4 protein-coding genes are annotated in these 6,413 nt (G+C 71.7%); 1 reads left to right on the top strand and 3 read right to left on the bottom strand.

What is annotated here, in order from left to right; translation table 11 throughout:
* From ACFV9O_RS19550 to ACFV9O_RS19540, 3 genes are all read right to left on the bottom strand, one after another.
* Nucleotides 1-580, bottom strand: a 580-nt coding sequence (locus ACFV9O_RS19550) for a biotin/lipoyl-containing protein (RefSeq protein ID WP_385419445.1), incomplete at its 3' end; no start/stop codon positions are given.
* Between the two features lie 59 nt (nt 581-639).
* A complete protein-coding gene (lpdA, locus tag ACFV9O_RS19545; protein ID WP_385419442.1) occupies nt 640-2,028 on the bottom strand; it encodes a dihydrolipoyl dehydrogenase in 1,389 nt (462 codons plus the stop codon).
* A 312-nt stretch (nt 2,029-2,340) separates the two neighbouring features.
* Complete coding sequence (locus tag ACFV9O_RS19540) at nt 2,341-3,885, bottom strand: leucyl aminopeptidase (RefSeq protein WP_385419440.1); 1,545 nt, start codon at nt 3,883-3,885, stop codon at nt 2,341-2,343.
* A gap of 317 nt (nt 3,886-4,202) precedes the next feature.
* Here ACFV9O_RS19540 and ACFV9O_RS19535 point away from each other — a divergent pair, with 317 nt between their 5' ends.
* On the top strand, nt 4,203-6,335 hold the full coding sequence (locus ACFV9O_RS19535) for a hypothetical protein (RefSeq protein WP_385419437.1): 2,133 nt from the start codon (nt 4,203-4,205) through the stop codon (nt 6,333-6,335).
* The last annotated feature ends 78 nt before the right edge of the window (nt 6,336-6,413 follow it).

The following is a 6,413-nucleotide window of genomic DNA, read 5'->3' as shown; positions in this document are numbered from 1 at the left end:
CGTCCTCGCCGACCACGATCTCGAGCAGCACACCGGAGGTGGGCGCCGGGATCTCGGTGTCGACCTTGTCCGTGGAGACCTCGAGCAGCGGCTCGTCGGCCTCGACGGTCTCGCCGACCTGCTTCAGCCAGCGGGTGACGGTGCCCTCGGTGACCGACTCGCCCAGCGCGGGCAGGACGACGTCGGTGCCGGTGGCGCCGCCCGCCGGAGCGGCGGGCGCGGCGGCGGGGGCCGGGGCGGCAGGGGCCTCGGCAACGGGGGCCGGGGCGGCGGGCGCGGCCGGAGCCGCGGGGGCCTCGGCAGCGGCGGCGGCCGGGGCCGGGGCGGCGGCAGGCGCGCCCGTGCCGTCGTCGATGACGGCCAGCTCGGCGCCGACCTCGACGGTCTCGTCCTCGGCGACCTTGATGGACGCCAGGACACCGGAGGCCGGTGCGGGGATCTCGGTGTCGACCTTGTCGGTCGACACCTCGAGCAGCGGCTCGTCGGCCTCGACGCGCTCGCCCTCGGCCTTCAGCCAGCGGGTGACGGTGCCCTCGGTGACGCTCTCGCCGAGCGCCGGAAGGGTTACGGAAACCGGCATGGTTTCGGTTGCTCCTTACGAATGTGCGGTAGTGGTCGTCGTCGCGCCCGTTGACTGAATCAGTCGTGGGAGTGGAGCGGCTTGCCCGCGAGGGCCAGGTGGGCCTCGCCGAGCGCCTCGTTCTGCGTCGGGTGCGCGTGGATGAGCTGCGCGACCTCGGCCGGCAGAGCCTCCCAGTTGTAGATCAGCTGAGCCTCACCGACCTGCTCGCCCATACGGTCACCGACCATGTGGACGCCGACCACGGCACCGTCCTTGACCTGGACGAGCTTGATCTCGCCCGCGGTCTTCAGGATCTTGCTCTTGCCGTTGCCCGCGAGGTTGTACTTCAGAGCGACGACCTTGTCCGCGCCGTAGATCTCCTTGGCCTTGGCCTCGGAGAGGCCCACGGAGGCGACCTCGGGGTGGCAGTACGTCACCTTCGGCACGCCGTCGTAGTCGATCGGGACGGTCTTGAGACCGGCCAGACGCTCCGCCACCAGGATGCCCTCGGCGAAGCCGACGTGCGCGAGCTGGAGCGTCGGGACGAGGTCACCGACGGCCGAGATGGTCGGCACGTTGGTCCGCATGTACTCGTCGACGAGGACATAGCCGCGGTCCATCGCGACGCCCTGCTCCTCGTAGCCCAGGCCCTGCGAGACCGGGCCGCGGCCGACGGCGACCAGCAGCACCTCGGCCTCGAAGGTCTTGCCGTCGGCGAGGGTGACCCGCACACCGTCCTCGGTGTACTCGGCCTTCTCGAAGAAGGTGCCGAGGTTGAACTTGATGCCGCGCTTGCGGAAGGCGCGCTCAAGAAGCTTCGAGCTGTTCTCGTCCTCGACCGGGACGAGGTGCTTCAGGGCCTCGACGATCGTGATGTCGGTGCCGAAGGACTTCCACGCGGAGGCGAACTCGACGCCGATGACGCCGCCGCCCAGCACGATCGCGGACTTCGGCACCCGGTCCAGGACCAGCGCGTGGTCCGAGGAGATGATGCGGTTGCCGTCGATGGTCAGACCCGGCAGCGACTTCGGCACGGAGCCCGTGGCGAGGAGGACGTGGCGGCCCTGGACGCGCCGGCCGTTGACGTCGACGGAGGTGGGGGACGACAGCCGGCCCTCGCCCTCGATGTACGTCACCTTGCGGGAGGCGATCAGACCCTGCAGGCCCTTGTACAGCCCGGAGATCACCTCGTCCTTGTACTTGTGGACGGCCGGGACGTCGATGCCCTCGAAGGTGGCCTTGACGCCGAACTGCTCACTCTCGCGGGCCTGGTCGGCGACCTCACCCGCGTGCAGCAGGGCCTTGGTGGGAATGCATCCACGGTGCAGGCAGGTGCCGCCGACCTTGTCCTTCTCGATCAGGGCGACGTCCAGGCCCAGCTGCGCTCCGCGCAGTGCCGCGGCGTAACCGCCGCTACCACCGCCGAGGATCACTAGGTCGAAAACGGTGCTGGCGTCGTTCGCCACGTCACGTCCTCCATGCATGTGCGCCGGGCGCCGGTCGTCCGTGACCGCGCGGCGGCTGGTGTTCGGCCGCTTGTCTTCGGCCCTGTGGTGGGGGCCCTGTCCTGCCGAGAACCCATCTTCGCACTTGTTGACGGAAGGCGGGACGCGGGGCCGGGGTCCGGGACGGCGGTTCTGCCGTCCCCCGCGGTTACTCGTCCGTATGAACTACGGATTCCGTTGAAGGCGCAACGGCCCCGGGGTATTCCCGGGGCCGTTGCGCCGGCGCGGGCGGGCGGCTCGGTCAGCGGCCGACGCCGTGCCCGCTGCGTCACATCAGCCCAGGTCACCCGCGGCGGTGCGCTCGGCGAGCTTCACCAGGGTGCGGACCGCGGAGCCGGTGCCGCCCTTGGGGGTGTAGCCGTAGGGGCCGCTCTCGTTGAAGGCCGGGCCGGCGATGTCCAGGTGGGCCCAGGTGACGCCCTCGCCGATGAACTCCTTCAGGAACAGACCGGCGACCAGGCCGCCGCCCATGCGTTCGCCCATGTTCGCGATGTCGGCGGTCGGCGAGTCCATGCCCTTGCGCAGGTCGGCCGGGAGCGGCATGGGCCAGGAGTCCTCGCCCACCTCCTCGGCGATCTCGTGGATGGCCGTGCGGAACGCGTCGTCGTTGGCCATGATGCCGAACCGGCGGTGGCCCAGCGCCAGCACCATCGCACCGGTGAGGGTCGCCACGTCCACGATCGCGTCGGGGTTCTCCTCGCACGCCTTGGTGAGCGCGTCGGCCAGCACGAGGCGGCCCTCGGCGTCGGTGTTGAGCACCTCCACCGTCTTGCCGCTGTACATGCGCAGGACGTCGCCGGGGCGGGTGGCGGTGCCGGACGGCATGTTCTCGGCGAGCGCCAGCCAGCCGGTGACGTTGATCTCCAGGCCGAGGCGCGCGGCGGTGACGACGGTGGCGAAGACCGCGGCGGCGCCGCTCATGTCGCACTTCATCGTCTCGTTGTGGCCGGCCGGCTTCAGCGAGATGCCGCCCGAGTCGTACGTGATGCCCTTGCCGACCAGGGCCAGGCTCTTCTGCGCCTTCGGGTGCGTGTAGCCGAGGCGGACCAGGCGCGGGCCGTGCGCCGCACCCTGGCCGACGCCGAGGAGGCCGCCGTACCCGCCCTTGACGAGCGCCTTCTCGTCGAGCACCTGCACCTTGATGCCGTGCTCCTTGCCGGCGGCGGTGGCGACGGCGGCGAACGACTCGGGGAACAGGTCGTTCGGCGGGGTGTTGATCAGGTCACGGGCGCGGTTGACCTCCTCGGCCAGCGCGATCGCCCGCTCGGCCGCGGCCTTGTACGCCTTGTCGCGCGGCTTGGCGCCGAGCAGGGCGACCTCGGCCAGCGGCTGCTTCCGGCCGTTGCCGTTCTTCTCGTTCTTCGCGCCCTTGCCGTTGCCGCCGTCCTGGTACGCGGTGAAGGCGTACGCACCGAGCAGCGCGCCCTCCGCGACGGCCTCGGCGTCCTCGGACGCCTCGACGGGCAGCGCGAACGCGGCCTTTTTCGTACCGGCCAGCGCACGGGCGGCGGATCCGGCGGCGCGCCGCAGCGACTCCGCCGTGTACGCCTCGTCCTTCTCCGGGGCCTGACCGAGACCGACCGCCACGACGACCGGGGCCTTCAGGCCCGACGGCGCGGGCAGCTTGGTCACCTCGCCCTCGGCACCCGAGGCACCGAGGGTCTCCAGGACGGTGGCGAGCTTTCCGTCGAACGCCTTGTCCACGGCCTCGGCGCCGGGCGCGACGACCGGGCCCTTGGCGCCCTTCGCGACGCCGACGACGATCGCGTCGGCGCGCAGCGTCGCAGCGCCGGCAGTGCTGAGAGTGAGAGCAGTCACGGTGGTGAATTCTCGCTTCCGTTGAGTTCCATGGCCGAGGGGGTGGGGTCGGCCGTGCCCGGCGCATCGTAGATCGGGCGAGTTTGAGCGCCGTGACGAGCCTACGCGCGCCTGTGATGTTCGCTCACGCCAGCGGCGGTTCACCCGTCAGTGGTGTCTCCGACATGTTTGCCGCGCGGACCGTGAGTCCTGCGTCACACTCGGGGCGAATGCGCAAGGGAGCGAGTGGCTGCTTTGCATGATTTCCACAGGTCCTCCGCGGAATCTCCGCATGCGAGGCCTTCGAGGGGGGGTGCGCGATGGCGTACGGAATCGGTATGGGCAGACTCGCCGACACGTTCAGCACGTTCAGCACGTACGGGCGCGGGGGAGGGGCATCCGGTCCGGGCGGGGCAGGCGGCAGGTCCGGCTCGGGCAGGCTCGGCGGCAGGACGGTGGTCGCGCTCGCCGCGTCCGCGCTCCTCGCGGCCGTGCTGCCCGCGTCGACCGCGGCCGCCGCCGACCCGGTGCCGCGGATCGACCTGAAGGTCCTCGTCGTCGACGACGGCGGCTCCTCCGTGGCCGCTGTCACCTCCGAGCTGCGCAGCACCGGCGTCCCGTACAGCGTCGTCGACCTGTACGACCCGGGCCGGCCGCAGATCACCGCGGCGTTCCTCAGCGACACGGTCGGCGGCCGCCCGCGCGCCAAGTACCAGGGGGTGGTCCTGCCGAGCGAGGCCCCCTTCGGGACGGATCCCGCGGGCGCCGCCGAGCAGGCCGCCCTCGTCGCGTACGAGAAGACCTTCGGGATCCGCCAGATCGACGCGTACACCTGGGCGCATCCGGGCGTCGGGCTCGACTACACCAGCGAGGGCGGCTGGGCGGGCACCCTCGACGGCGTCCCGGCCGCCGTCACCGCGGCGGGCCGCTCCGGCCCCTTCGGCTATCTCGACGGGCCGCTGACCTTCGAGGACAACGCCCCGGACGTGAGCGAGAGCTACGGCTATCTGGCCCGCCCCCGCGAGGGCTTCACCAGTCTTGTCGACGCGCCCGTACCCGGCGGCGACGGCCGCGCGAGCCTGCTCGGCGAGTACGCGCACGACGGGCGCCGCGAGCTCGTCGTGACCTTCGCGTACAACCAGCACCAGCGGCAGTTCCGGCTGCTCGCCCGCGGCATGGTCGAGTGGCTCACCCAGGGCGTCCACCTCGGTCAGAGCCGCAACTACTTCGCGGTCCACGTCGACGACGTCTTCGCGCCCGACGCCCGCTGGGACACCGAGCGCAACTGCACCCCGGGCGACATCGACTGCGCGGGCCCGGGCGGCGAGCAGACCCCCGACATCCGGATGACCGCCGCCGACGCGCAGTACGCCGCCCAGTGGCAGCGGTCCAGCGGCTTCACCCTCGACATGGTCTACAACGCGGGCGCGGGCGAGGAGTGGAAGGCCGAGCACGGCGGCGTGGACGCGCTCACCGCACAGCTGCTGGCCGACCGGGCCAGGTACCGCTGGATCAACCACACCTACACCCACCCGTTCCTCGGCTGCGTCCAGGACGTCTCCGTCGTCCCGTGGCAGTGCGCCAAGGACACTGCGGGCAACACGCTGTGGATGAGCCGCGCCCAGATCTCCGCGCAGATCCGCGACAACCACAACTGGGCCGTGAACAAGGGCATCTCCGTCGACCGCACCGAACTGGTCACAGGAGAGCACTCGGGTCTCAGGACGCTCCCGCAGCAGCCGGCCGACAACCCCAACCTGGCGCCCGCGCTCTCCGACAACGGCGTCAAGTGGGTCGCGAGCGACAACTCCCGTGAGCCGCAGCAGCGGGCGGTCGGCAGCGCGCTCACCGTGCCCCGCCACCCGATGAACGTGTACTACAACGTGGGCACCGCGGCGGAGATGGCCGACGAGTACAACTGGATCTACGCGGCACAGGCGGACGGCGGCAGCGGCATCTGCGAGACCAACCCGGCCTCCACGTGCCTGGACGGGCCGCTGGACACCGGAACCGGCTACGCGGACTACATCGTTCCGCAGGAGGCCGGGATCGCCCTCGGCCATGTGATCGCGAACGACCCGCGCCCGCACTACGTCCACCAGTCCAACCTGGCCGAGGACCGCATCCTCTACCCGGTGCTCGACCGGATCCTCGGCGACTACCGCGCGCTGTTCGCCGACAGCGCCCCCCTCGTCAACCCCCGGCAGCGCGACACCGGTACGGAACTGAGCCGCCGCGCCGCATGGCAGAAGGCCCTCGACGGCGGCAAGGTCACGGCGTACCGCATCGGCACCACCGTCACCGTCCAGGCCCCGTCCGGGGTCGCCGTCCCCGTCACCGCACCCGAGGGAACCCGCAAGCAGCTCCTGCTCGGCACGGCCGTCTTCGGCACCCCGTACGCCGGGCAGCGGTCGGCCTGGACCGCGCCCGAGGTGCTCCAGTCCGCCGTCACCCTGCGGCTGCCCGCCTGACCCGCGGGCCCGCGAGCCGCACCGCCACGCACCCCGGCCGGCCCGGCCGGGGTGCGTCGCCCGCGCGGAAAGAGCGGG

The sequence above is a fragment of the Streptomyces sp. NPDC059909 genome (assembly GCF_042730885.1).
Taxonomy (GTDB): domain Bacteria; phylum Actinomycetota; class Actinomycetes; order Streptomycetales; family Streptomycetaceae; genus Streptomyces.
Note: the sequence above shows the minus strand (reverse complement) of the source record. Positions and strands in the feature narration are given on the sequence as shown.

What these genes read in the sequence shown, in the direction of transcription:
- ACFV9O_RS19535 (WP_385419437.1), top strand. Translation starts at nt 4,203, where the DNA reads ATGGGCAGACTCGCCGACACGTTCAGCACGTTCAGCACGTACGGGCGC.